The sequence below is a fragment of the Kribbella sp. NPDC048928 genome, assembly GCF_043197975.1.
Classification (GTDB): domain Bacteria; phylum Actinomycetota; class Actinomycetes; order Propionibacteriales; family Kribbellaceae; genus Kribbella.
This window is the reverse complement of the sequence record NZ_JBICUC010000008.1, coordinates 223,013-246,783: the sequence shown is the minus strand read 5'-3', so window position 1 is coordinate 246,783 and position 23,771 is coordinate 223,013. Positions and strand designations below refer to the sequence as shown.

Here is a 23,771-nt window from a genome sequence, read left to right as displayed (position 1 = left end):
GTGCGATACCTGATAAGACGCCTCGGGTTCTTCGTGCTCACGCTGTGGGCGGCGATGACGCTGAACTTCTTCATCCCGCGGATGATGCCGGGCAGCCCCGAGGACGCACTGCGGCAACGGTTGAGCAAGGGCGGCGCGGTCGTGACGGCCGAGCAACTGCGGACGGTGCTCGCCGAGTTCGGCTTCGATCCGGACAAGAACATCGTCCTGCAGTACGGCGGTTACCTGAAGTCGATGGTCACCGGGCACTGGGGCGTGTCGATCGGCAGCAGCCTCGGCGTCCCGGTGACGACGCTGATCGGCGACGCGCTGCCGTGGACGCTCGGGCTGGTCGGCCTCGCGACGGTCATGGCGTTCGTCCTCGGCACGCTGATCGGAACGATCTCCGGCTGGCGGCGCGGCGGCCTGGTCGACAGCATCGTGCCGCCGGTCTTCATCGTGACCTCGGCGCTGCCGTACTTCTGGGTGGCGCTGCTGCTGATCTCGCTGTTCGCGATCGGCAGCAATCCGATCCTGCCGAACGACTTCAACTACGACCAGAGCCTGACGCCGGCGTTCACCGGTGAGTTCATCCTGAGCGTGCTGAAGCACGGCATCCTGCCGGCCGCCACGATCCTGATCACGGCGGTCGGCGGCTGGATCCTCACCATGCGGAACAACATGGTCACCACGCTCGCCGAGGACTACGTCCGGATGGCCCGCGCGAAGGGCATCCCGGGCCGCAAGATCATGTTCGGGTACGCCGGCCGAAACGCGTTCCTGCCGAACCTTTCCGGCTTCGCGATGTCGCTCGGCTTCGTGATCTCCGGGACGATCCTGGTCGAGTACGTCTTCAACTACCCGGGCCTGGGCTACATGTTCTACAACGCCACGGTGAGTACCGACTATCCGTTGCTGCAGGCACTCTTCCTGCTGGTGACGCTTGCGGTGCTGATCTGTGTCCTGCTCTGTGACTTCGCGGTGTTCCTGCTCGACCCGCGCGCCCGGACGAAGGGATGACTTCATGAGCGCTGTCGTAGCCGGTGCATCGGCCCCTGTGGCCGGTGCGACGCGACGCCCACGGGGCGGGCTGTTCCGGGCCATCCTGCGCAACCGCAAGGCCATGGTCGGGGCAGGCCTGCTCCTCCTCTTCATCCTGCTCGCCGCGTTCCCCGGGCTCTTCGTCCCAGGGGCGCACCACGACCCGCAGGCAATCGGCGAGCTGCCACTGCAGCATCCGTCCGGGGATCACTGGCTGGGTACCACGGGGCTCGGGCAGGACGTGTACGCCCAGCTCATCTACAGCACCCGCGAGTCGCTGGTGATCGCGGTCGTCGCCGGCCTCGGCGCGACGATCCTCTCGGTGATCATCGGCGTCTCCGCGGCGTACCTCGGCGGGTTCGCCGACGACGGCCTGTCGATGCTGACCGACATCTTCCTGGTGCTGCCGACGTTCCCGCTGATCATCGTGCTCGCGACGTACGCCGGTAAAGGCAACCTGACGGTGATCATCATCGTGCTGATCCTCACCGGCTGGTCGTACGGCGCCCGGCAGATGCGGGCGCAGGCGCTGTCGCTGCGGAACCGGGACTTCCTGGAATCGGCGCGGGTCCGCGGTGAGCGATCCTCGTACATCATCGTCGTCGAGGTACTGCCGACGATGATCTCGCTGATCGTCGCGAACTTCCTCGGCGCCGCGCTGTACTCGGTACTGACCGCCGCGGGCCTGCAGTTCCTCGGGCTCGGCGACCCCAACTCGCTGAGCTGGGGCACGATGCTCTACTGGGCGCAGAACCAGGGCGCCCTGGTCAACGGCCTGCCGGCGTGGGCACTCTCCCCCGGCCTGGCGGTGGCGCTGCTCGGCGTCTCCTTCGCCCTGCTCAACTACGCGTTCGACGAGATCAGCAACCCCGCGCTGCGGCCGGTTCGGAGGCGACGTGCCAAAGCTACTTCTTGAGGTCCGGGATCTCACCGTCGAGTACGACACCGGGGCCCAACCCGTCGTCGCGGTCGACCATGTGGATCTCGACGTCCACGCCGGCGAGTTCGTCGGCGTGGTCGGTGAGTCCGGCTGCGGCAAGTCGACGCTGCTGTTCGCGATCGCGCAACTGCTGTCGTCGCCGGCCGCGATCACCGGCGGCACCGTGACGTTCAACGAGCAGAACCTGGTCGCCCTGAGCGAGAAGAAGCTGGCCGCGATGCGCTGGCGGGACTTCTCGGTGGTCATGCAGAGCGCGATGAACGCGCTGAACCCGGTGAAGAGCATCGGCGCGCAGTTCCGGGACACGATCATGGCGCACGACGAGGTGGTCGAGGACGGCCGGCCCGCCGAGGTGCTGCGGCTGGTCGGGATCGACCCGATCCACCTGGACAGCTACCCGCACCAGCTCAGCGGCGGGATGCGGCAGCGGGCGATGATCGCCATGGCGCTGCTGTTCACGCCGGACCTGATCATCATGGACGAGCCGACGTCCGCGCTCGACGTGGTCGCGCAGCGGTCGCTGATGGTGCAGATCAAGGAGCTGCAGCGCAAGCTCGGGTTCGCGGTCATCTTCGTCACCCACGACATGTCGCTGGTCAGTCACTTCTCCGACAAGCTGGTCGTGATGTACGCCGGGCAGGTGGTCGAGTTCGGCGACACGCGCGCGGTCTTCGACCATCCCGAACACCCTTACAGTGCAGGGCTGCTGGACGCGTTCCCGTCGATCCGCGGACCGAAGGTGCCGTTGACCGGGATCCCCGGCGCGCCGCCGAACCTCGCCTCGCCGCCGCCGGGCTGCCGGTTCCAGCCGCGCTGCCCGAAGGCGTTCGAGGACTGCCCGAAGATCGAGCCGGAGCTGTACCAAGTCGGCGCGGTCCAGGCCCGTTGCCTGTTGCACGCCCCTGATCCCGTCCGGGAGGCCAAGTGACCACGGTGGACGTCGAGGAGACGGCGGGCCCGGAGTCCGCGGCCGCTCCGTTGCTCGAGGCAAAGAACCTGACGCGGCACTTCCGGGTCGGGCGCGGGTTCTCGCGGCAGATGCTGCACGCGGTCGACGAGGTGAGCTTCTCGATCGGACGCCAGGAGATCGTCGCGCTGGCCGGTGAGAGCGGCAGCGGGAAGAGCACGATCGCGCGGTTGCTGGCCGGCGTCTACAAGCCGACCGGCGGCGAGATCTTCTACCAGGGGCGGGCGATGTCGACGTACCGCTCCCGCAAGGACCAGCTCGCGTACCGCAGTGACGTGCCGATGGTGTTCCAGGATCCGTTCAGCTCGCTGAACCCGGCTTTCCGGGTGTCGCACGGGGTGCTGCGGTCGCTGAAGCTGCACCGGCCGGAGCTGAGCAAGCAGCAGCGGTACGAGGAGGCCGAGCGGGTGGTCGAGGCGGTCGGGCTGACCCCGGCCGGCGACATCATGAACCGCTTCCCGTACGAGCTGAGTGGTGGCCAGCGGCAACGGATCGGATTCGCGCAGGCGCTCGCGCACAAGCCGAAGCTGATCCTCGCCGACGAGCCGGTGTCGATGCTCGACGTGTCGATCCGGATCGGCCTGCTGAACCTGATGGCCGAGCTGCGCGAGACGCAGGGCGTGTCGTTCCTCTACATCACCCACGACATCGCCAGCGCCCGGTATGTCGCCGACCGGCTGATGATCATGTACGCCGGTCACGTGGTGGAGAAGGGCCCGACCGAGTCCGTACTGCAGAACCCCAAGCACCCGTACACGGACCTGCTGCTCGGCGCCGTCCCGGACCCGCGCGCTCCCCTGACCGAAGGTATCGAGGGCGACACCGGCGAGCCGCCGAAGGTCATCGACCCGACGCCGGGCTGCCGCTTCCGCTGGCGCTGCCCGTTGGTGATCGACAAGTGCCACGAGGTCACTCCGGTGCTGCGCCGGCTCGGCGAGAATCACGAGGCCGCTTGCCACGTCGCCGAGCCGGACGCCGGCGGACCGGTCAGCTGAGGGTTATCTGCAGCCGGTCGCCAGGGGTGACAGTGCGGGACTTCGTGAGGGTCACGACCGCACGGTTGCCATCGACGGTCAGCGTGGCAGGAATGCGGTCGTGGCCTGAGCGAACCTCGACCTTGCGCGGCGCGGTTGCGGTCTCGAAGGACAACGTGGTGAGGGACAGTTGGCCGTAGCGAACGTCGATCGAGGCGGCCAGGGACCTCGACGTACGCCGCTGGGTGTACAGGCCCCAGCCTTCCGCGGCCGTGAACGCGGAGCGGAAGTCCTCCGGGTGGATGCGGGGCGCGAAGCCCAGATGGCCTCGCGGGCCGTGGTACTCGTATCCGCAGGCTGCGAGGTAGACGCCGTACCCCATCATCGCGCGGGCGTAGTGGTCGCTGGCCTCGATCTCGTTGTAGGGATTGCGTTTCGCGGCCGAGTACCGGTCGTACATCGCGCGGGTGACGGCGAGGCCCTCGTCAGTCATGCCTTCGGAGAACAGATGCGCGGCGAACTGATACTCCTGGCCGGTCCACACCTCGTTGAAGTACACCAGCCCGCGAGTCTCGTCCGACCCGCCGTGCGGCCAGGTCGCCATCAGGACGCCGCTCTCGCCGTCGGTCGTGTACACGCGGCCGGGCCCGATCCCCGGCGGCCGGTACGTTCCCGGGTCGGCGCGGAAGTTCGACTCGTAAAGTTTGGCGAGCGCAGTCCGCGCCTGGTCCTGCGGGAACACTCGGGGCAGGCCGAGCTGGGCGGCGTACGTCTGCCCGTACATCTGGTCGACGAACAACGCGCGATTGCTGTTCTCCGCGGTCGGGTGCGCCGGATCGACCTTCTGTACGTAGTAGCCGTACTCGTCGTTCCACAGGCTGCCGGACAGGTACGCCGACCCACGCTCGGCGATCGCCGCATACCGAGCCGCGCTCGCGGTGTCGCCGACATCGCCGGCCATCGCGGCGGCCGCCCGCAGTGCGGCGACGTAGAGGCCGCTGATCCACGGCACCTCTCCGAACCACTCGGTGTCGAGGGTGTTCCACTGGCTGCCGCGGAAGATGCCGTCCTCGTCCGGGCCGTCCCGGTGCGTGACCAGGAACTCGACCGCGGTCCGGACGCGCGGCCAGACCCGTTGCAGGAACGAGGCGTCCTTGCTCATCTGGTGTTCGCGGTAGATGCGCAGGATCGTGCCGGTCTGTCCGTCCGCGAACGAGCTGGACGCGTCGCCGGCCTCGCCGCGGTTGCCGATCTCGCCGGTCGGCCGGAACGCGATGCCGAGGTCGACGCGCTCGCGGGTGTCGCGTTCGAGCTCCGGGAAGAGCCGGCCGATCGCCTGCGCGTAGTTCCAGACGTGCTCGCAGGTGCCGGCGCAGCAGTACGCGCCCTCCCAGGCGTAGAAGCGGCCGTCGTCCCAGCGGTAGCAGGTGCTGGTCGCGATCGTCGACGCCGTCGCCAGCGTCCGCTCCAGGAACCAGTGCGGCAGGGACGAGTCGTCGTACCAGGTCTGCACCCACAGCTTGGTGTCGCGTTCGAGCCGCTTCGCCTCACGGCCGAGGTACTCGACGACGTCGCGGGCCGAGTCGAACCGGGTCGCGTAGTGCCGGCGGAAGGTCGCCGCGCCGACGAGCTCCGCGAACAGCTCGCGTTCGGGGTTCGGGAAGAACCACCCGTACGCGAACTGGATCGTGCGCGACTCCCCCGGGCGCAGGGTCACGGTGACGGCGACTGTTCCGGCCTGTGGCCCGTCGGAGTCGCCCGGGCCGGACTTCGAGTCGAACAGGGCGTCGGTCGACGACCAGTCGGCGATCGACGGCCGTACGACAGCGCCCGGGGTGAGGGCGGCCAGTGCGAACGTGCCGCCGTCCGGTCGCTCCGCCACCGGTTGCCGGCGGATCGGACGGTCGCTGAACAGGATCCGGTCGACGTTGACGTGGCCCCAGCCGCCGGTGTTGTTGTCGACAATCTGAATGTGCGCAGTCTTACCGGCGTACTTTCCGACATCCAGCGAGACCGCGGTCAGCGGCTCGATGTCCGTGCCGGCCGCCGACGCCACGACCTGCCCGTCGACCACGACGTTCAGGCAGGTCTCGCCCTGGTGGCTGCCTCCGCCGACCCAGGCCGTCACGAACCGCCGCTCGACCACGAAGTCACGGCTGGTCAGTGAACCGGTGAATCCGTCCGGATCGCCCGTGGCCCGGAAGTTGTACGACGTGATGAACCGGCCGCTGACGTTCAGCTCGGTGCGCACCCCGAACGGCCGGCGGAACCCGTCCGGCGTCTCCGCGGCGGTCACCGGCCCCGCGCCGAACGCGTCGCCCGTGACGGTCCACCCGTCGTACGTCGTCTTGTCCCAGTTCTCGAACAGGATGTCGGCGCGGTCCGTGAACACGATCGCGTCGCAGCTCAGGTGGCCCCAGGCAACTGTCGTGTTGTCAACAATCTGAATGTGCGCAGTCCGGCCGGCGAATGCGCCGACATCCAGCAGTTGCGCGACCAGCGGCTCGCTCTCGTCACCCGTCGCGGTTGCCACGACCTGCCCGTCGACGACCACGTTCACACACGTCTCGCCCGGGTGCCGTCCCCCGCTCAGGCCGACCGCCACGTACCGGCGTTCGATCGTGAACTCGCGGCTCGTCAGCGTGCCGGTGGCTGCGTCGTCCGTGCCGCCCCGGAAGTCGTACGACGTGACGAAGCGCGTGCCCGAGACGTTCAGGTCGCCGAACCGCTTCATCAGGTTCGGTACGTCGAGCGGCCGCACCGGGCCGGCACCGAAGGCGTCGCCCGTCACGGTCCAGCCGTCGTACGTGTCCTTCTCCCAGTCCTCGAAGACGATGTCGCCCTGCTCGGCGTCCAGATCGTCGACGGCCCCGAACTGCACACCGCCCTGGAAGCCACGCGCCTGCAGTTTCGTGGGCTGCCGGTTGCGGCTCCCGATGCAGACCGGGTTCTCGGCGTATCCGAGCAGGGTCGTCCGGACCGGCGACGAGGACGTGTTCCGCAGCGTGTACGACATGATCGTGGTAGGCAGCGTCGAGTCCAGCGTGGCGAGCGGAACGAACGGCGAGAACGCCTCCAACTGCACACTCACCGGGCTTCCGGCGTCCGCGTACGAGACCCGCCCGATCGGGTACGAACCGGTGAACCGGACGTCCTCGAAGCCGTCCGCGTCGACGGTCCGGGTCGTCGTCCGGCCGCGGGCCGTGGTCCGCAGCGCGAACCCCTGGCCGAACTGCGCCGCGCCCGGTTCGTCCGCCGCCAACGGGAACGCGTAGTGGTGGCCGGAGAAGTCGGCACCGCCGAGCGGGAACGACGTCGGGTTGAAGATGTCCCACGCCCACAGCCGCCCGTCGCCGGCCAGGTACACCTGTCCCGTCGTCCCGCCGCCGACCGGCATCCCGATCCGCTGCAGCGCGGCACCGGTGTACGACGTCGGCGTACCCCGACCGAACAGCACCGCGCGATCAGGCTTCGGTGGAGCAGCGAGCGCCCGGGCAGGCAGCCCGAGCGCGCCGACCGCGCCGGCACCGAGAGCGATGAACGTGCGGCGGCTCAGCTGGGCCCGGGGACAGTCACCGGCGCACGACCTGGTGGCACAACCGGCGGGAAGATCATGGGCGGTCATTCGGTTCTCCTTCAAGGGCGGCGGGGTCATCTGAGACCACGGGAGAAATCGATTTCCCGACACCGTAGCCAGCGGTTCTGTGAAGGTCAACGGATCGCTCGCCGGAATACTGTTCGACGCATATCAAACAATGACGTAGGGTGAGTGCCATGCCCGAACCCCGCCGGGCGATCGTCGCGCTCGCGCTGATCGCCTCGTTCATGGTCTTCGTCGACAGCACGATCGTGAACGTCACCGTCGCCCAGCTGGCCACCCATCTGAACGCGTCCCGCGCCGACCTCGAGTGGTCGCTGAACGCGTACACCCTGTCCTTCGCCGCGCTGATGCTCGGCGCCGGCGCGATCGCCGACACGCTCGGCGCGAAGCGCGCGTTCCTCACCGGCCTGCTGGTGTTCACGCTGTCGTCCGCCGTCTGCGCCGTGGCCGGCTCGATGCTGATGCTGAACGTCGCCCGCCTCGTCCAGGGCGCCGGGTCGGCGCTGCTGCTGCCGAGCGCACTCGTCCTCGCGACGGCCTCCGCGACCGACGAGCACACCCGGCACCGGCTGGTCAGCTGGTGGGCCGCGGCCGGTGGTGCCGGGATGGCGGCCGGGCCGCTGCTCGGCGGCGGGCTGGTCGCGCTCGCGAACTGGCGGGCCGTGTTCGCGGTCAACGTGGTGATCGGGATCCCGGCGGCGCTCTGGGCCTGGCGAGCGATGCCGGCCGTCGTCCGCGGGTCGCGACGGCTCGACCTGGCCGGGATGGGGACCGCCACGGCGTTCATCGGCGGACTGGTGTACGCCCTGATCGAGGCGCCGGCCCGCGGCTGGCTCGATCCCGCGATCCTCGCGGCGGCCGTGGTGGCCGTCGCCGGACTGATCGGATTCGTCGCGGTGGAGCGGTCCGTCCGCTCGCCGCTCCTGCCACCGAAGCTGTACGCCGATCGTGGATTCGCGGCCGCTGCGCTCCAGGGGTCGCTGCTCAATTTCGCCTTCTACGGTGTGCTGTTCACGATGAGTCTGTTGCTCCAGCAGGGCCGCCATCTGAGCGCACTGGTCACGGGGCTGCTGTTCCTGCCGCTGACCGGCCTGATCTCGATCGCGAACGTCGCCTCGGCACCGCTCGCCAGGCGGCTCGGGCGTCCGGCCGTGCTCGCGATCGGGCAGGCGGTGGTGACCGTTTCGATGCTCGCGCTGGCCTGGGCGAGTACGTCGTCCGCGGTCTGGCCGATGGTGCTCGCCCTGGTCCCGATCGGGTTCAGCTCCGGGCTGCTGGTCCCGACGATGACCGCGCAGTCGATCGCCGCTGTCGAGCCTGGGCTGCACGGCGCCGCGTCGGCCGCGTTCAACACGTCCCGGCAGATCGGCGGGGCGATCGGTGTCGCGACGTTCGGTCCGCTGCTCGGCACGGCCCACGATCTCGCGAGCGGCTTCGTGACCTGCGCGATTGTCGCCGCGGGCGCGAGCCTGGTCGGGCTGGGCGTCACCGCCCTCGGCCGCCGCCCGCGGGTCCTCGTGCCCTCAGCGGCGTGCGATTCTTGACACGGACGCAACCGATCGGGGGGTTCGGAGCGTTCTTTTAGCGAGAGAGCGGGTGGGGGCAGGTGGCAGCGCAGCGCGACCGACGGGTCGGGAGAACCGTCGCGCTGACGCTTGCCTGCCTGCTTGTCTGCGCCGTCGCCTTCGCCGGAGCGGTGTTCGTCCTGATCCCTGGTGCCCGGGACGGCGGAGCGACCGCCGTGGCCGGCGAATCTCCGGCCCCGAGCGGCCCGCAGCCGAAGGCCGGCCCGACTCCCAGCCCGAACGCCAGTCTTCCCGAGTCGCCCGAGGAGCCACTCCCCGGCGTCGACACCCCGGCGACTCCCCCGCCATCGACCCCGGTCGCGAACACCGGGACGTACGAATGCCCGGGCTACAGCGGCATCGCGCTGCCGGTGGCGCAGGTCATGACCGACACGTTCGCGTGGGGCAACGATCCGCCGTACAAGGTCGGCGACGGCCAGGGCAACATCAACTGGCGCGCGAACCCGTACAAGAAGCCCAGCTGGTACATGTGGCTGCACTCGCTGCGCTGGCTCGGCGGAGGGATCGAGGCCGGTGGGCGGGGCGACCGCAAGGCACTCACGCACGTGATGGCGATCATCCACGACTGGGTGCAGGACAACCCGTACTCGTGGAAGGGCGACATCGGCGCGTGGGAGGCGACGATGCACCGCACCAACGTGCTGTTGTGCGCCCGGCAGGCGGTGCTCACCGGCCTGAAGGTCACCAAGCTGCCCCAGCAGTACGCCTGGCTCGACAAGGCGCTCCTCGACCACGCGCAGTTCATGATCGTGAACTGGAGCGGCAAGTCGAACCACGGCACCGACGAGAGCATCGCGCTGTTCGGCGTCGGCTGCACGCTCAAGCGGCCGGAGCTCAAGTCGCTGGCGGTCGAACGGCTGACCGAGGCGATCACCACCGCGATCGATCCGCAAGGCTCGACGAACGAGCAGTCGGTCGGGTACGGGATGTTCAACTACCTGCTCTGGGGTCGGGCCACGACCGCATTGCAGCGCTGCGGCTCCGATCCCGGCCCGGTGATCGCCCAGCGCCGCGCCGCCCTCTCGGAATGGCTCGCGCTCGCCACCAAGTCAACGGGCGAGCTGCAGCAGGTCGGTGACGCCGTTGCGCAGAAGCCGACCGGTGCGGCCGGGACGTCGCTCGACTACGTCGCATCCTTCGGCAAGCACGGTACGAAGCCGCGCAAACGGGCCGCGGTGTACGACGCCGGGTACGTGTTCGGGCGGACCGGGTGGGGTGAGACGCGGCCGTTCGGGCAGGAGTCCTCGTACAGCATCCGGTACGGGCCGGCGCGGACGCTGCACGGGCACGACGACCACATGTCGATCACGTACTCGTCGCACGGTCGCGACATCCTGATCGACCCCGGGCACTCCGGATACCAGCTCGACAAGTGGCAGGCGTGGACGAAGAGCCAGGCCGCGCACAACGTGATGACGATCCCGTCCGCGCAGAACACCACACCGGTGGCGACCCAGTTGGTCAGCGCCGCGATCGCCCCGACCTGGGAGTCGTACTCGTTCGCCGACTCCCCCGCGCCTGGTGTGACCCGCAAGCGCGAGGTCCTGGTACTGAAGGATCCCGACCTGATCATCACGCTCGACCGCGGCCAGTCGACGAGCAGCCAGCGGTACGAGACGCTGTGGCATCTGGCTCCGGGGCAGAAGGTCGCGGTCCAGTCCCCCACGACGGCCGTCGCCACGAAGCCGGGCGACAGCACCAAGACGTACCTGCTGCAGTTCCCGTTCCAGCACCCCGTGCCGACGGACGGCCTCAACGTGGTGGAGGGTCAGGAGGATCCGGTCCAGGGCTGGTACTTCCCGGACATCTTCCATCGCGAGGCGGCGCCGGTGGTCAAGTTCAACCGGTCCGGCAACGACGCGACCATCCTGTCCGCGATCGTCCCCGCCAACAGCACCGACAAGGTCACGTTCAACTCGCGTACGGTCGGCTCGATGTTCTACATCGACCTGACCGTCGGCGCCCACAAAACGACGATCCGGGTTCAGCAGGACGGCCGCCTGACCCGCATCAACTGAGGCGGCTGCCGGTCACATCCCGCGCCGCTGCCCTGTCTTCTCTGTGGATCGAGTCTTTGGGAGGACGGGAATGAGTACGCATCCTGCGACGCGGGACCACTGCTTGAGTCTGGTGCGGAGTGTTGACCGGCCGACGGGCGGAGCGCGGTACGGGCGGATGTTCCGCGGCCTCGAGCCGCTCGGGGCCGACCCGCACGTACTGATGCGGGCCGGCGCGGACGGCGGCATCTGTGACGCTGCCGCGGTGCTGGATCCCGGCGAGGGCGGGGACGACGGCGACGACGCGGCCGGCTGGCCGTTCTTCGGGCAACTGCTCGCGCACGACACCACGGCGGACCGCTCGCCGATCACCGGTGGCGTGCAGACCGACGACCTGCGGAACGCCCGCTCGCCGCGCCTCAACCTCGAGATGCTGTACGCCGACGGGCCGATCGGCTCGCCGTACCTGTTCGACCTGAACGACCCGGCGAAGTTCCTGCTCGCCGGGAACGGGTACGACGTCCCCCGCAACCCGCAAGGCGTCGCGCTGATCGGCGACCCGCGCAACGACGTGCACCTGTTCTCGCTGACGCTGCATGTGGCGCTGCTGCGGGCGCACAACCGGATCGTGGACTGGCTGCGGGCCGGCGGCATCCCCGAGGAGGAGGTGTTCGACCGGGCGCGGATCACCCTGACCTGGCACTACCAGTGGGTCGTCGTGCACGACTTCCTGCCGCGGCTGGTGGGCCAGGCGTTGGTGGACGAGGTGCTCAAGGACGGCGGGAAGTGGTTCGCGCCGGCCACGCTGGAGGCTTTCATCCCGCTGGAGTTCGCGGATGCGGCGTACCGCTACGGGCACGGTCAGATCCGGCACACGTACCGGCTCCAAGAAGGTGGTCCCGAGTACCCGTTGTTCCCGGATCTGGTCGGGTTCGGGCCGGTGCAGCGGCGGCTCGACCTCGCCCAGATGTTCGACGTACCGGGGCGGCCTCGCGCGCAACGGGCGAAGCGGCTGGACGGGAGCCTGCCCGCGAGCCTGATCGGGCTGCCTGAACAGGTCACCGGCGCGGTCGACGAGTCCGCGTACAAGAGCCTGGCGGTCCGCGACCTGCTGCGTGGTGACACGACCGGGCTGCCGAGCGGCGAGCAGGTCGCCGAACTGCTCGGCGTACCGCCGCTGACCGAGGGAAACTGGCCCGGCGGTACGCCGTTGTGGTTCTACATCCTCAAGGAGTCCGACGGCACTCGGCTCGGACCGGTCGGCGGGCGGATCGTGACCGAGGTGCTGATCGGGTTGTTGCGCGCAGATCCGGCCGGCCAGCTCAGCCTCGAACCGGACTGGCGGCCGACGCTGCCCTCCGCCGGCGAGGCGTTCGAGCTGACCGACCTGCTCATCCCGGACGCGTCGCGCTGACCGCTGCGGCCGGCTTCGAGGTCTTGGCCGCGGTCTGGAACGCCTCCCGTGGCGTCTGGACCGAGGCCAGCGACACGATGTCGCGGCCGTAGAAGAACGACGCGATCCAGATCGCCAGCACGCGCATCTTCCGGTCCCAGGTCGGCACTGCGAGCACGTGGTAGCCGCGGTGCATCAGCCACGCGAGCAGCCCCTTGATCACGAGCCCCCGGTACTGGAAGATGCCGGTCCCGAGGCCGAGCGTCGCGATCGCGCCGAGGCTGTGGTGGACGTAGTTCTTCGGCTCCCGCCCGCGCAACGACCGCAGCAGGTTCTTGGCCAGCAGCTTTCCTTGCCGGACGGCGTTCTGCGCGTTCGGGACCGTGTACGTCGCGGCGCCCGCGAGGTCCGGGACGGCCGCGTCGTCACCGGCCGCCCACGCGTCCCGGACGATCTCCGCGTCGGTGCCGATCCGCAGATCGGCCCGCACCTGCACCAGCCCCCGCTCGTTGTGCGGCAGGTCGGTGTGGTTGCGCAGCAGCCGGGTGGCGGCGTTGCCGGCCGTCCACACGATCAGCTCCGAGTCGAACGTGCTGCCGTCGGACAGCACCACGTGCCCGTCGTCGGCGGACTTCATCGTGGTGTTCAGGTGCACGACCGCGCCCCGCTTCTCGAGCATCTTCACCACCCACTCGCCCGGCTTGTCGCTCACCTCGGGCAGGATCCGCCCGGTCGCCTCGACGAGGTGGAACGCGAGATCGCTCTCGGACAGCTCCGGGTACTTCTTCAGCAACGCCCGGGCCAGCGACAGCAGCTCCGCGAATCCCTCGACACCGGAGAACCCACCGCCCACGAACGTGACCGTCAGCAGCTTCCGCCGGCGCTGTCCCGGCTCCAGCCCGGCCGCCTCGTCGAACGCAGTGAACATCCGGTCCCGGATCGCCACCGCTTCCTCGACGTGCTTCATCCCGATCGCGCGCTCGGCTACCCCCGGGACGTCGAACGTCCGCGTCACGGCGCCCGCGGTCACGGCGATCACGTCGTACGTCATCGTGTAGTCGGCGCCCTGCGACGGGTGGATCGTCACCGTCCGGTCCGCGTGCGAGATGCCGGTCACCATGCCGGCCACGAGCTTCGTGTGCCGCAGGTTCCGGCGCAGCGACACCGCCGCGTGCCGGGCCTCCACCGATCCGGCCACCACCTCCGGCAGGAAGGGCTGGTACGTCATGTACGGCCGCGGGTCCACCACGACCACCTCGGCCTCGCCGCGGCGCAACTTCTTCTCCAGCCGCCAGGCCGTGTAGAACCCGGCGTACCCGCCGCCCACCACCAGGATCCTGCGCACAGTGCTCTCCATCCGTCGTCTCTCGTCAGCTAAGACACTTCAGCCCGCCCGGATGTGACAGGTGCCGGTCAGGGCCGCAGTTGTCTGCGTGACGTGATGCCCAGCTTGGCGAAGACCTTCCGCAGATGCCACTCCACAGTGTGCTGGCTGAGGAACATCTGCGCACCGATCTCGGCGTTGGTCAGCCCCGTACCGGCGAGCTCCGCGATATGCGCTTCCTGCGCCGTCAACGAGTCCCTGTTGGAACTGTCGGTACGGCGCTCGTCGAGCACCTCCCCGGTCGCCGCCAGCTCCCGAGCCGCCCGCTCCGCGAAAGCCCCGGCACCGGCTGCGGTGAACAGCTTGTAAGCCGTCCGCAACTGCCCGCGCGCATCCTGGCGACGGCCCTCGCGGCGCAGCCATTCGCCGTACACCAGATGAGTCCGGGCCAGGTCCATCCGCATCCGCGTCCGGCTCAACCGCTCGACCGCCTCCTGGTACGCCGCCTCCGCCGCGCGGCCCTTCGCCCGCAACCCGGTCGCGCGGGCCAGCACCCCGAGGCCCCAGTCCGTACCGCCCGGCTCGGTCGAGTCCCGGAGCCGTTCGTGCGCCTCCGCCGCGGCCTCTGGTCGGCCCGTACGAGCAGCAGCCTCGATCACCTCGGCCAGCGCAAGATTCGACACCCCACGCTCGTCCGGGTACGCCGTCGCGCTCAGCGCGGCGTCGAGGGCGGCCGGGTACTGCGCGAGGCCGTTCAGCAGGACCGCCCTGGTCAGATGCGCGTTCGACACCGCGCCGCCCTCCCCGCGGGCAGTGGACTCCTCCAGGCTGCCGGTGATCAACGGCAGCGCTTCTTCCTCCCGGCCGCGGAACGCCGCCAGCAGGATGTCGCCGTACGGGCCGAGGCCGACACCCGTCGCGTCGCTGATCGTCCTGATCTCCGCGAGCATCGCCGCCGCCGTCGCGAACTCGCCGGCCAGGGTGTTCATCACGACGCGGTGGTGCAGCACCAGCAGGAGTTCGTTGAGGTTCCCGGCCTCGCGGGCGATCCGCTCGTGCCGTGCGCTCAGGCGGTCCCAGTTCTCGTCGTCCCAGAAATGCACCGCCAGTCCTGCCGCCAGCCAGATCCAGGGCATGTCCTCGTCGGGGCCGGTCGCGAAGGCCTCGACGGCGATCCGGGTCGGAGTCACGGCGGTCTCGTAGCCGTCGGCGAACAGTGCTGTCAGCGCGTCGTACAGCAGGTCGCGCTTGCGTGGTTCCTCGAGTCGCGGCACGGCCTTCGCGGTACGAGCCACGTACGCGACGCCGGCGTCTCCGCCGAAGCGACCGGCGAACTGGGCGGCAGCGAGGGCGTCCAGGTAGGTGTCGCGGGCCAGCGCGAGGTCGAGCGGCTCGAGGCGCCGGGCCGCCTCGATCAGGAGCCGCGACGCCTCGAGGCTGTGTCCGGAGGCGAAGGTGAGTTGCGCGCGCAGCAGGTTCACCCGCGCCTGGTGCAGACCGTTGAGGGGCCCTTCCTCGGCAGTGTTCAGGAGCCGCAGCGCGGTCTCGAACGCACCGGCCGCGAGGCTCGCCCGGGCGGCGGAGAGTGCGCGGATCGACCGGGTGGCCGGATCCGGTGTCAGCTCGGTGGCACGCTGCAGGAACGCGGACGAGGCCGCCGCGCCACCTCGGCGTTGCGCGCGGTCGGCCGAACTGACCAGCTCGGCGGCGACGTCCTCGTCAGGCCCGTCGGCGCCCTGCGCCCGGTGCCAGGCACGGCGGTCGGGATCGAGCCTGGGGTCGATCGCCTCGGCGATCGCCTGGTGCACCGCGCGCCGCTCGGCCGGATCCGCCGCCCGGTACGTCGCCGACCGCACCAGCGGATGCCGGAACCGGACGTGGGCTGCGATATCGATCAACCCGGCGGCCTCCGCCGGCGCCGCCGTACTCATCGGCACATCCAGTTGTGTCAGGGCGCGGACGAGCAGCGGAACGTCACCGACCGGCTCGGCCGCCGCGGTCAGCAACAGGCGCTGCGTGTCCGGCGGCAGCGCCTGGACGCGGCGTGCGAAGTTCTGCTCGATCTGACTCGCCAGCGGCCGCGCGTCCGGCCGCTCGAACCCGCCGGCCAACTGCGCGGCCGTCAGACCGCGCGGCAGCTCAAGTAGCGCGAGCGGGTTGCCGCGGGTCTCGGAGACGATCCGGTCGCGGACATGCCCGTCGACGCGTCCGGGCACGACCGAGTCGAGCAGCGCACCCGCGTACTCGTCGGCGAGCCCAACGATCGGCAGCTCCGGGAACCCGCGCCACTCGGGTCCGGTCACCGGTTCACGGACCGCGAACACCAGGCCGATCCGGTCCGCGAACAACCGGCGGCCGACGAACGTCAGCGTCTGCACCGACGCATGATCCAGCCACTGTGCGTCGTCGATGACACACAGCAGCGGCTCGCGATCGGACGCTGCGGACAGCAGGCTCAGCGTCGCCGCGCCGATCAGGAACCGGTCCGGTGGGCCGCCGGCGCTCAGCCCGAATGCGACCTCCAGCGCCGCGCGTTGCGGAGCCGGCAACCGATCGCTGCGGCCGAGCAACGGCAGACACAGTTGGTGCAGGCCCGCGAACGGCAGCTCCATCTCGGACTCGACACCGGACGCCCGCGCGACCCGGCAGCCCTCGGCCCGACCGGCCAGGTACTCCAGCAGCGCCGACTTCCCGATGCCGGCCTCGCCACGGACGATCAGCACTTGTCCGTCGCCGGAGCGCACCCCGGCCACCACTTGGTCCAGGCGCGCGCATTCCGCCCGCCGTCCCCGCAGCTCCGGCACCGTGCTGGTCATCGGTCACCCCCTCGTCAGAGGCTACGGGTGATCAGCACTCCTGGTATAGGACCCTCGGGTACCGCAAGTCGGTTTCAGACCGCCTGGGCGAGCCGGTCACGGGCCCGCTTCACCAGCTGCCGTGCGTTCGGCGTCGCGATCCTGAGCGTCTGCGCGATCTGCCGGTACGGGTAGTCGAAGCCTTCCCGTAGTACGAACGTCGCCCGCTCGGCCGGTGAGAGCCGCTCGTGCAGCAGCCGCACGGCGTCCGCGTACGCCTCCTGCCTCTCGGCCGCCGTACAGGGATCGGGGCTGGTCGCGATCCGATCGTCGGCGAGCCACGAACCGGCGGCGGTCTCGTGCCGCCGGCGCGCGGACTGCACGAGGTTGATCGCGAGCCGCGACACCGTCGTCACCAGGAACGCCTGCGGGTCCGCGACCGCTGTCCGGTCGGTTCGCTGCCAGCGCAGCCACACGTCCTGTACCAGTTCCTCGGCCTCGTGCGGATTGCCGGCGATCCGGCCCGCGATCCGGAGCAATCGCGGGCGCGCCTGCAGGAACTCGTCCAATCCCGCCGTACTCACCGTTCGGCCTCCTGACGCTGGGAACACCTCCAGCGTCGGGCGGCGGCCACGGAGCCCGCGCCCCGGAAACCCCGTGGTCGGTCCCGTGGTCAGCTGCCCAGAGCGTCCAGGATCGTCGTGGTCACGGCCTCCGGCTGCGAGACGCTGAGCGCGTGCGAGGCGCCGGCGATCTCGCGGGTGTTCTTCGCGCCCGCTCGCTCGGCGAGGAACCGGTGCAGGGCGACCGGGATGTTCAGGTCCAGATCGCTGAACACGAACCAGGACGGGATCGACTTCCAGGCCGGCGTCGCGGTCGGCAGGCCGGTGGTCAGTGCGGCCTCGGTGACCGGACGCTGCGTGGCCGCCATCAGCGCGGCCAGATCGTCGGGTACGTCGGCGCAGAACTGCTGCTGGAACACGTCGTTGCGGATCGCCAGCTCGTTCCCGCCGGTGGCCACCGGGTACGCGTTCAGCGCGTCACCGAGCGTGCTGCCCGGGAACTGCGAGGACAACTGGAACGCCGTCTCACCGTGGTCGGGTGCGAACGCACAGACGTAGACGAGCGCCTTGACCGCGTCGTTGTCCGCGGCGGCCTCCGTGATCACCATGCCGCCGTATGAATGGCCGACCAGCACCACCGGCCGGCCGAGACCCGCGATCACGTCGCGGACGTACTGCGCGTCACCTTCGAGGCTACGCAACGGGTTCGCCACGGCGACCGTCTGCACCGACTGCGCCTGCAGCCGCTCGACGACGCCGTTCCAGCTGGCCGACTCGGCGAACGCGCCGTGGACCAGGACGACGACCGGATTCTCACTCATGGGGTTCTCCTCAGCTCAGGGGACTACTTGATGAGACCGGACAGCCGGCCGGGTTGTGACCGGACAGACAGTCACAGATCGGGGATCTGAGCTGTCGTAGTGAGTAGCAGGTCACCGTCCGCGAAGGAGAGCAGATGAGCATCGCCGAACAGCAGATCGCGACGTCCGTCCTGGTGATCGGGACCGGAGGCGCCGGGTTGCGCGCCGCGATCGAGCTGGCCGAGCAGGGCGTCGAGGTCCTTGCCCTCGGCAAACGTCCGCGGTCGGACGCGCACACCTCGCTGGCCGCCGGCGGCATCAACGCGGCGCTGGCCACGATGGACCCGCAGGACAGCTGGCAACAGCATGCGGCCGACACCCTGCAGGAGAGCTACCTGCTCGCGAACCCGGTCACCGTGCAGATCGTCGCGCAGGGCGCGGCCCGCGGGATCGAGGACCTGGAGCGCTGGGGCATGCCGTTCGCGCGGGAGGCCGACGGCCGGATCTCGCAGCGGTTCTTCGGCGCGCACACGTACCGCCGGACGGCGTTCGCGGGCGACTACACCGGCCTGGAGATCCAGCGTACGTTGATCAACCGGGCCGTCCAGCTCGGCGTACCGATCCTGGACACCGTCTACGTGACGCGGATCCTGGTGAAGGACAACACCGTCTTCGGTGCGTACGGGTTCGACCTGACCACGGGCCGGCGGTACGTCATCCACGCCGACGCCGTCATCCTCGCGGCCGGCGGACACACCCGGATCTGGCGCCGTACGTCGTCGCGCCGCGACGAGAACACCGGCGACGCGTTCCGGCTGGCCGTGCTCGCGGGCGGGAAGCTGCGCGACCCGGAGCTTGTGCAGTTCCACCCGTCGGGTCTTCTCGAGCCCGGGAACGCGGCCGGGACGCTCGTCTCCGAGGCCGCGCGTGGTGAGGGCGGGCAGCTGCGGAACGCCCTGGGCGAGCGCTTCATGACCCGGTACGACCCTGAGCGGATGGAGCTGTCCACCCGGGACCGGGTCGCGCTCGCGGAGTACACCGAGATCAAGGAAGGCCGGGGGACGCAGAACGGCGGCGTCTGGCTGGACGTGTCGCATCTCCCCCGCGAAACGATCATGCGACGGCTGCCGCGGGTGTACCAGACGCTGCTCGAGCTGCAGATGCTCGACATCACCAAGCAGCCGATCGAGATCGCGCCGACCGCGCACTACTCGATGGGTGGCGTGTGGGTACGCCCCGAGGACCACGGCACCGGCGTCGACGGGCTCTGGGCGATCGGCGAGGCCGCGAGCGGATTGCACGGCGCGAACCGGCTCGGGGGCAACTCGCTGATCGAGCTGCTCGTGTTCGGGCGGATCGTGGCCGAGGAGGCGGCAAAGTACTCGATCGGCCGACAGGCCCAGCTGCGGTCCGCGGACGCGGTCGCCGAGGCCCGCGCCGAGATCGACCACCTGCTGACGAACGACGGTCCGGAGAACGTCCGCGCCCTCCAGCGCGCGCTGCGCGACACGATGACCGCCCGCGCCGGCGTCGTCCGCGACGAAGGAGGACTGCAGGCCGGGCTCAACGCGCTGGACGACGTCGAGGAACGGATCACGCAGGTCGGCGTCCACCCGGACATCGCCGGCTTCCAGGATCTGGCCCATGCGTTCGACCTGAAGGCGTCGGCACTGGCGGCGCGCGCGACACTCGATGCCGCCCTCGTACGACGCGAGAGCCGTGGTTGCCACAACCGTTCGGACTACCCGGAACTGGACGACTCGCTGCAGGTCAACCTGGTCTGGTCCGGCCGCGGACAGGTCGACCAGGAGCAGATCCCGCCGATCCCCGAGGAGCTCCAGCACCTGATGCGCCACGTCTCCTCCGACGGCAAACTCGTCGAGTAGCGCCTACAGCAACTGGAGGACGACGGACAACGGTGCCCAGTTGGTGTGAGCCCGGCGAGTGACAGCGTGGGCACGCAGCCGCGGCTCGGGGTCGTGGAGGGCACGGAGCGAGACGCCCGTCGTCTTCGGGTACGAGGCGAGCATCAAGGCGACCCCGAGCCCCGCGGTGATCATCGCCTGCACGAGAGCGAGGCTGTCCGCGCGATGCGTGACGCGCGGCTCGAACCCGGCCAGGGCGGCGATCGTACGCAGCACCTGCTCGTCCGCGTCGTTGCGCGAGTTGACGATCCAGTCGCTGTCCGCGAAGGCCGCGACGACATCGACCGCGGTACCGCGGGTGCGACGCGAACGGGACGGGACCGCCAGGACCCACGTCGACTCCCACAGCGGTCTCGATTCGAGCGCCGGGTCGAGCGCCGCGGGAGCGAGGTTGTAGTCGTACGTCAGCGCGAGGTCGACCTGATCGCGTTCGAGCATCGCCAGCGCGTCGGGCGGTTCCTGCTCCTGGATCTCCAGGCGGACGGCCGGGTGCTTTTCGGCGATCCGATGCACGACGGGAAGCAGCGTGTCCCGGATCGCGGTGTGGAAAGCGGCGATCCGGACGGTCCCGGTGGGCTCGGCGGACGGGTCGAGGTCGGCACGAGCCGCCTCGTGCGCGGCGAGGATCGTCACGGCGTGACTCGCTAGCCGGCGACCGGCCGGCGTGAGCCGGACGCGCCGTCCGTCAGGCTCGAGCAGTGGCGTGCCGACCTCCTTGGCCAGCGCGGCGATCTGCTGCGAGACGGTGGAGGTGGTGACGCCGAGGACCTCCGACACGGCATGCATCGAGCCCAGCCGGGACAGCGTGAGCAGGAATTCGAGCCGACGGACATCCATTCATCAATCATGAACGATGTGTCCAGTATTCTCACGTGGACGCGAACGGAGTCCCCGGCTTCACTGGAGACCATGCGCACACGGGAGACCGGGATCGCCTTCGCGGTCCTGTCGATGACGATGGTCCAGCTGGGGCTGGCCGCGTCGATCGGATTGTTCGACCGGGTCGGCCCGGAGGGCGCCGCCTGGCTGCGGCTCGCATGTGCGGGGCTGATCGTGCTGGTGCTGTTCCGGCCGCGGCCGAGCTCGTTCGATCGCCGGTCGTTCCTGGCCGCCGTCGGCCTCGGCGTCGCGACGGCGGGTGTGACGTTGCTGTTCATGGCTGCGGCGGCGCGGCTGCCGCTCGGGACGGCGAGCGCGCTGGAGTTCCTCGGTCCGTTGTCGGTCGCCGTACTGCGGAGTCGCGGGCGGCTGATCTGGCCGGCGCTGGCATTCATCGGCGTACTGCTCCTGACCCAGCCTTGGCACGGTGCGGTCAACGGTGCCGGCGTCCTGTTCGCCCTCGGGGCAGCTGCCTGCTGGGCGGCGTACATCGTCCTCACCCAACGCGTCGGCAGCACAGTCACCGGGCTTCAAGGCATGGGAGTCTCGATCCCGGTCGCCGCCGTGGTGGCCACCGCGGTCGCCGGCCCAGCGACGATCCCCGTGATGACCTGGCAGTTGGTGGCCATCGGCTTCGGGCTGGCGCTGCTGCTGCCGGTGATCCCGTTCAGCCTGGAGTACATGGCGCTGCGGCGGCTGGACGCCGGCGTCTTCGGCACGTTGATGAGTCTCGAACCCGCCCTGGCGCTGGTGATCGGCTGGCTGCTCCTCGGCCAGTCCCCCGGCGCACTTCAGGCCTTCGGTATCGCGTGCGTCATCGCGGCCGGCATCGGCGCCGAACGCGCCGCGAGCCGCACGATCAGGCAGAGCGAGCTTGCTGGATCTCCTGACCGCGCACAGTCTCCGGAAACCGATCCAGCATCGCTCTGAGCTCGCCGGCGTCCACGTTCGCACCGAACGACTCGGTGCCCGGCTCGAGACGCTTGCCCTCGGCAAGCGGTCCGGCGAGCACCGGATCGAACCCGAGAGCGTCGACGATCCGCGCCACCTGCTCGGCAGCGTCCGGCTCGCCGGCGATCGCGATCGCCTTGCGTCCGGGCGTACCGGACGGGCGGCCGCCTTCGTCGAGGTCGTGGTAACCCATGTGGTTGAAGGCCTTCACGACCCGCGACTCCGGGAGGAACTCCTGGACGATCTCCGACGACGACGTCTGCGGGTCGGTCAGGTCGTCGCGGATGCCGTCGACCTCCCACCAGTAGTTCATCGCGTCGATGACGAGCTTGCCGCGCAGCTCGGCGGCCGGGATCGTCCGGTGCTTGCCGAGCGGCAGCGCCAGGATCACGACATCGGCCTGCGCGGCCGCCTCGGCCGCCGTGGCGGCCACGGCGCCCGGGGTCACGACCTCGACGATCAGCGCGATCTTCGACACCTCGCCCGAGCCGGCGATCAGCACGTCGTACCCGGCCGCGACCGCGAGCCGAGCCAGTACGGTGCCGACCTTGCCGGCGCCGAGGATGCCGATCGTCGTCACTCGGCGTCCGCCAGGATCTCGCGGACCAGCGGGACGACCTTGGTCCCGTACAGCTCGACGGCCTTCATCCGGGCGCTCGACGGCAGCGGGCCACCGGAGTAGATCAGGTCGAACCGCTTCACGCCGAGCGTCTGCACGGCGGCCGCGATCCGGCGCGCCACGGTCTCCGGCGAACCGACGTACATGGAGCCGTGCTGCAGCTCGGACTCGAACTCCTCGCGCTTCAGCGGCGGCCAGCCGCGGAGCGCCCCGATCCGGTCCCGCATCACCTTGTACGGCGCGAAGTAGATCTCCTTGGCCTGCTCGTCGGTCTCCGCGACGAAGCCCGGCGAGTGCATCCCGATCGGATGCGCGACGGTCCCGAACTGCTGCGCGGCCCGCTGGTACAGGTCGACGTACGGCGCGAACCGCTCCGGCGAACCGCCGATGATCGCGAGCATCAACGGCAACCCGTAGTACGCGGTACGAACGACGGACTGCGGCGACCCGCCGACGCCGACCCAGGTGGTCAGCCGGCCGGACTCCGTCTTCGGGTAGACCTCCGCGTTGTCCAGCGCCGCCCGCACGGTGCCTTCCCAGGTCACCGGCTTCTCGTCGAGCAGCTGCACGAACAGCTGCAGCTTCTCCTCGAAGAGCTTGTCGTAGTCCTCCAGGTCGTACCCGAACAACGGGAACGACTCGGTGAACGAGCCGCGCCCGAGGATCACCTCGGCGCGACCGTTCGACAGCGCGTCGACGGTCGAGAACCGCTGGAACACCCGGACCGGGTCGTCGGAGCTGAGCACCGTGACACCGGAACCGAGCTTGATGTTCGAGGTCTTCGTCGCGATCCCGGCCAGCACCGTCTCCGGGGTCGAGATCGAGAACTCCGGCCGGTGGTGCTCGCCGAGCGCGATCGCGTCGACCCCGATCTGATCGGCCAGCACCGCCTCGTCGACCACCTGGCGGATCGCCGCCGCGGCCGTCACCGGCGCACCGGCGTCGTCCACTGGGATGTCCCCGAAGGTGTCCAGCCCGAACTGAACATCAGCCACCTCGGCCATGTCCGCACTCTCCTGTCCGCTCACTGTCACAAGTCTAGGTTGACATGTCAACACCAGAGCGGGCGGGATTCATTCCCAGTGCCGGAGCTTGTCAGGGTTCAGCACGATCCAGACCGCGGCGACCTTCGCGCCGGCCACCCGGAAGCTCATCACCGCGACCACGCCGCCGACCGAGCGCACCACGACGCCCGGCTGGCCGTTCACCGCCTCGACCGTCAACGCCGGCTCCCGGTGCCTCCCGAGCAGGTCGGCCACACTGCGCGCGACCTGCTCAACACCCCGGACCGGTGACAGCGCCGCCGCCACCTGCCCGCCGCCGTCGCTGACCGAGATCACCTCGGGCGCCAGCAGACTCCGGATCGCTCCGGCGCTACCCGCCCGGCACGCCGTCGCGAACCTGTGCACGACGGCATGATCGTCCCGCTTGAACATC

General features: G+C 69.9%; 18 protein-coding genes. 9 read left to right on the top strand and 9 right to left on the bottom strand.

What is annotated here, in order from left to right:
- From ACGFI6_RS31900 to ACGFI6_RS31885, 4 genes are read left to right on the top strand one after another with little or no spacing between them, the layout of a single operon-like run.
- A complete protein-coding gene (locus ACGFI6_RS31900) occupies positions 1 to 999 on the top strand; it encodes an ABC transporter permease (protein WP_393125147.1) in 999 nt (332 codons plus the stop codon).
- Between the two features lie 4 nt (positions 1,000 to 1,003).
- Positions 1,004 to 1,936, top strand: a complete 933-nt coding sequence (locus ACGFI6_RS31895; protein WP_393125145.1) for an ABC transporter permease — start codon at positions 1,004 to 1,006, stop codon at positions 1,934 to 1,936.
- Positions 1,917 to 2,888 (top strand): ABC transporter ATP-binding protein, encoded by a 972-nt coding sequence (locus ACGFI6_RS31890; protein ID WP_393125143.1) that lies wholly within the window; start codon positions 1,917 to 1,919, stop codon positions 2,886 to 2,888. Before ACGFI6_RS31895 ends, ACGFI6_RS31890 begins: the two co-directional genes overlap by 20 nt.
- On the top strand, positions 2,885 to 3,922 hold the full coding sequence (locus ACGFI6_RS31885; RefSeq protein ID WP_393125141.1) for an ABC transporter ATP-binding protein: 1,038 nt from the start codon (positions 2,885 to 2,887) through the stop codon (positions 3,920 to 3,922). The genes ACGFI6_RS31890 and ACGFI6_RS31885 overlap by 4 nt, the downstream gene beginning before the upstream one ends.
- Here the strand turns inward: ACGFI6_RS31885 and ACGFI6_RS31880 are convergent.
- Positions 3,915 to 7,526: a GH116 family glycosyl hydrolase gene (locus tag ACGFI6_RS31880; RefSeq protein WP_393125139.1), complete on the bottom strand. Its 3,612-nt coding sequence runs from the start codon at positions 7,524 to 7,526 to the stop codon at positions 3,915 to 3,917. The genes ACGFI6_RS31885 and ACGFI6_RS31880 overlap by 8 nt on opposite strands.
- Positions 7,527 to 7,675: 149 nt before the next feature.
- Between ACGFI6_RS31880 and ACGFI6_RS31875 the strand changes: the two genes are divergently transcribed.
- From ACGFI6_RS31875 to ACGFI6_RS31865, 3 genes are all read left to right on the top strand, one after another.
- Complete coding sequence (locus ACGFI6_RS31875; protein WP_393125136.1) at positions 7,676 to 9,046, top strand: MFS transporter; 1,371 nt, start codon at positions 7,676 to 7,678, stop codon at positions 9,044 to 9,046.
- 62 nt (positions 9,047 to 9,108) lie between these two features.
- Positions 9,109 to 11,106, top strand: coding sequence for a heparinase II/III family protein (locus ACGFI6_RS31870; protein WP_393125134.1), 1,998 nt, complete (start codon positions 9,109 to 9,111; stop codon positions 11,104 to 11,106).
- A gap of 70 nt (positions 11,107 to 11,176) precedes the next feature.
- Complete coding sequence (locus ACGFI6_RS31865; RefSeq protein WP_393125132.1) at positions 11,177 to 12,499, top strand: peroxidase family protein; 1,323 nt, start codon at positions 11,177 to 11,179, stop codon at positions 12,497 to 12,499.
- On the opposite strand, the gene ACGFI6_RS31860 is transcribed toward ACGFI6_RS31865, so the two are convergent.
- From ACGFI6_RS31860 to ACGFI6_RS31845, 4 genes are all read right to left on the bottom strand, one after another.
- Positions 12,477 to 13,823: an NAD(P)/FAD-dependent oxidoreductase gene (locus ACGFI6_RS31860; protein WP_393125130.1), complete on the bottom strand. Its 1,347-nt coding sequence runs from the start codon at positions 13,821 to 13,823 to the stop codon at positions 12,477 to 12,479. The genes ACGFI6_RS31865 and ACGFI6_RS31860 overlap by 23 nt on opposite strands.
- A 68-nt stretch (positions 13,824 to 13,891) precedes the next feature.
- Positions 13,892 to 16,618 (bottom strand): ATP-binding protein, encoded by a 2,727-nt coding sequence (locus tag ACGFI6_RS31855; protein ID WP_393125128.1) that lies wholly within the window; start codon positions 16,616 to 16,618, stop codon positions 13,892 to 13,894.
- A gap of 74 nt (positions 16,619 to 16,692) precedes the next feature.
- The gene (locus ACGFI6_RS31850) at positions 16,693 to 17,181 is read right to left on the bottom strand and encodes a sigma-70 family RNA polymerase sigma factor (RefSeq protein ID WP_393125126.1); all 489 of its coding nucleotides are present in this window, start codon (positions 17,179 to 17,181) and stop codon (positions 16,693 to 16,695) included.
- Between the two features lie 89 nt (positions 17,182 to 17,270).
- Positions 17,271 to 17,981 (bottom strand): alpha/beta fold hydrolase, encoded by a 711-nt coding sequence (locus ACGFI6_RS31845; RefSeq protein ID WP_393125125.1) that lies wholly within the window; start codon positions 17,979 to 17,981, stop codon positions 17,271 to 17,273.
- A gap of 134 nt (positions 17,982 to 18,115) precedes the next feature.
- On the opposite strand from ACGFI6_RS31845, the gene ACGFI6_RS31840 reads away from it, so the two are divergent.
- The gene (locus tag ACGFI6_RS31840; protein WP_393125123.1) at positions 18,116 to 19,846 is read left to right on the top strand and encodes an L-aspartate oxidase; all 1,731 of its coding nucleotides are present in this window, start codon (positions 18,116 to 18,118) and stop codon (positions 19,844 to 19,846) included.
- A gap of 3 nt (positions 19,847 to 19,849) precedes the next feature.
- Here the strand turns inward: ACGFI6_RS31840 and ACGFI6_RS31835 are convergent, their stop codons facing one another.
- The gene (locus tag ACGFI6_RS31835; protein ID WP_393125121.1) at positions 19,850 to 20,722 is read right to left on the bottom strand and encodes a LysR family transcriptional regulator; all 873 of its coding nucleotides are present in this window, start codon (positions 20,720 to 20,722) and stop codon (positions 19,850 to 19,852) included.
- A gap of 72 nt (positions 20,723 to 20,794) precedes the next feature.
- On the opposite strand from ACGFI6_RS31835, the gene ACGFI6_RS31830 reads away from it, so the two are divergent.
- Positions 20,795 to 21,694 carry a DMT family transporter gene (locus ACGFI6_RS31830; RefSeq protein ID WP_393125119.1) on the top strand — a complete coding sequence of 300 codons (900 nt, stop codon included), beginning with the start codon at positions 20,795 to 20,797 and terminating at the stop codon, positions 21,692 to 21,694.
- On the opposite strand, the gene ACGFI6_RS31825 is transcribed toward ACGFI6_RS31830, so the two are convergent.
- Genes ACGFI6_RS31825 through ACGFI6_RS31815 form a run of 3 tightly spaced genes read right to left on the bottom strand, consistent with a single transcriptional unit; the run spans position 21,624 to position 23,770 of the window.
- On the bottom strand, positions 21,624 to 22,295 hold the full coding sequence (locus ACGFI6_RS31825) for an NADPH-dependent F420 reductase (RefSeq protein WP_393125117.1): 672 nt from the start codon (positions 22,293 to 22,295) through the stop codon (positions 21,624 to 21,626). The two genes, ACGFI6_RS31830 and ACGFI6_RS31825, sit on opposite strands and share 71 nt — an antisense overlap.
- Positions 22,292 to 23,362, bottom strand: coding sequence for an LLM class flavin-dependent oxidoreductase (locus ACGFI6_RS31820; protein ID WP_393125115.1), 1,071 nt, complete (start codon positions 23,360 to 23,362; stop codon positions 22,292 to 22,294). Before ACGFI6_RS31820 ends, ACGFI6_RS31825 begins: the two co-directional genes overlap by 4 nt.
- A gap of 45 nt (positions 23,363 to 23,407) precedes the next feature.
- Entirely contained in the window at positions 23,408 to 23,770 is a 363-nt protein-coding gene (locus ACGFI6_RS31815; protein ID WP_393125114.1) for a hypothetical protein, read from the bottom strand.
- Between the last annotated feature and the right edge of the window lies 1 nt (position 23,771).

Excerpts from the sequence above, each read along its gene's own strand:
- ACGFI6_RS31895 (WP_393125145.1), top strand. The coding sequence starts at position 1,004 with ATGAGCGCTGTCGTAGCCGGTGCATCGGCCCCTGTGGCCGGTGCGACG.
- ACGFI6_RS31845 (WP_393125125.1), bottom strand. The coding sequence starts at position 17,981 with ATGAGTGAGAATCCGGTCGTCGTCCTGGTCCACGGCGCGTTCGCCGAG.
- ACGFI6_RS31880 (WP_393125139.1), bottom strand. The coding sequence starts at position 7,526 with ATGACCGCCCATGATCTTCCCGCCGGTTGTGCCACCAGGTCGTGCGCC.
- ACGFI6_RS31835 (WP_393125121.1), bottom strand. The coding sequence starts at position 20,722 with ATGGATGTCCGTCGGCTCGAATTCCTGCTCACGCTGTCCCGGCTGGGC.
- ACGFI6_RS31830 (WP_393125119.1), top strand. The coding sequence starts at position 20,795 with ATGCGCACACGGGAGACCGGGATCGCCTTCGCGGTCCTGTCGATGACG.
- ACGFI6_RS31855 (WP_393125128.1), bottom strand. The coding sequence starts at position 16,618 with ATGACCAGCACGGTGCCGGAGCTGCGGGGACGGCGGGCGGAATGCGCG.
- ACGFI6_RS31875 (WP_393125136.1), top strand. The coding sequence starts at position 7,676 with ATGCCCGAACCCCGCCGGGCGATCGTCGCGCTCGCGCTGATCGCCTCG.
- ACGFI6_RS31865 (WP_393125132.1), top strand. The coding sequence starts at position 11,177 with ATGAGTACGCATCCTGCGACGCGGGACCACTGCTTGAGTCTGGTGCGG.
- ACGFI6_RS31840 (WP_393125123.1), top strand. The coding sequence starts at position 18,116 with ATGAGCATCGCCGAACAGCAGATCGCGACGTCCGTCCTGGTGATCGGG.
- ACGFI6_RS31815 (WP_393125114.1), bottom strand. The coding sequence starts at position 23,770 with ATGTTCAAGCGGGACGATCATGCCGTCGTGCACAGGTTCGCGACGGCG.